Genomic DNA, 1,523 nt, shown 5'->3' on the forward strand with positions numbered 1-1,523 from the left:
CCCCCACCCCGGTTCCCGGCCTGGGGCTGGGTGGGGACGGCGTTGTGCCTGGGGTTGCTGCTGGCGGGCCCTGGGACCTGGGAGGTCCTGGTTCGAGGCTGGACGCGCAATACAACCCCACGGGTCCTTGAGACTGTTTCCGCCCCGCTTGGTCATAAACTGGCCAGCGAGCCAGACCGCCCGCACAGTGTTCCTGTCGCCGCCCCGGCGACCGCTGCCTCCGTGGTGGCGCCGAAAGAGGGACCTGCACCCGTGACAACCAAGCCCCTTGTTCCGTCGTCTCCGAAGCCTGTTCGCGCCCTCAAGGCCGCCGCGATCGCGTCCTGCGTGGCGGGCATGGCCTGCGCCAGCGCGCCCTTGGTGGACCGGCCCACGCCTCCCGCCGAGGACTGTCCGTTGGATGCGCAGGAGGCCATGCAGAAGCTGAGAATCGAAGGCATCCAGTGGGCCGCTAAATTCGACCCGACTACGCGCTCCGATTTCGTCACTGTCCGAGAGGGACGTGCCGCGGTGTACACGCACGGCAGCGAGGGGCGTGTGCAGTGGGGCTCCATGTTGACCGGTACGCTCTACGTCGGTTCCAAACGGGTCTACGGTCGTTTCACCCAACTGCGTCAGAAGAAGACAGGTGAAACATTTCCCGTATGTATCGAGCTCTGGTTTTTGGATGACCGGACGCGGGGCGTTCCTCGCAGTGAAGGGGGAGACGAGAACACCGCCATCGTTCCCAACATGATGTCCGTGAAGGGTGTGTGGCGATACGACGAATAGGAGGGTGCGTGCTCCTATTCCTGATTCCGTTCCTGGCAGCCGCGGATGGAGGGGTACCAGACGACGCAGCCACTCCACTTCCCGCACAGGTCTGTCCCGACGTGGGACTGGCGGCGATGCTATCCGCGGAGATCCTGGGTCAAGGGGGAGTCCAGACATTGGAGTTGAAGGGGCCCGATCCAGGTCCCTCGGGCCCAGAGTTCCAGTTCAGGAGCTTCCGCTCCGCGCGCCGGGTCGCGGTGCAGTTGGAGTTCCCTGGAAGGTTGCCGCTATCTGGCAGGGTTGCCAGGGCGAGTCTCAGTGGCCCGAACCATCAGACCCTGAGTGTCGTGGAAGTGATTGAGGTTGCGCCCGACCCTGAAGACGGAATCGCCCGGATCATCGTGGAAGCCGAAGCCCAGCCCCGGGAGGCACGTGGTGTCTACACGCTGGAGCTCCAGGACGCGGAAGGCACACGGTTGCTCGTCCTCCCAGGGGTGCGGTTTCCGTCCGTCTGAGCAATCCAAGAAGCGGGCCAGGGCCAGGACGGAGCCATGAGCCGAGGCACCCGCCGGGAGTGCCTTCGCAAAACCTGTCCGACAGTCGGACAGGTTTGCGCAGCCTGGGGCTCCAGGCCGCGCGGGCCTGGCATCCACCGGGGACGGTGGGCCTCCGCGTCCATGTCAGACCCATCTGGTTGGATGGGCGTGGTTGGGGCGAGGAGGGTGGCGTTGAGGGTACGGGTGGGGCTCGTGGCGTACGTGGAGGAGCAA

General features: G+C 65.6%; 2 protein-coding genes. Both read left to right on the forward strand.

Translation table 11 applies throughout. The annotated features are described in order from the left end of the window. Nucleotides 1-252 precede the first annotated feature (252 nt). Nucleotides 253-771, forward strand: a complete 519-nt coding sequence (locus D7W79_RS41905) for a hypothetical protein (protein WP_147442357.1) — start codon at nucleotides 253-255, stop codon at nucleotides 769-771. Nucleotides 772-779: 8 nt separating this feature from the next. Next, complete coding sequence (locus tag D7W79_RS41910) at nucleotides 780-1,268, forward strand: DUF2381 family protein (protein ID WP_158617190.1); 489 nt, start codon at nucleotides 780-782, stop codon at nucleotides 1,266-1,268. The last annotated feature ends 255 nt before the right edge of the window (nucleotides 1,269-1,523 follow it).

It is taken from the genome of Corallococcus exercitus (assembly GCF_003611585.1).
GTDB classification, from domain to species: Bacteria; Myxococcota; Myxococcia; order Myxococcales; family Myxococcaceae; genus Corallococcus; species Corallococcus exercitus.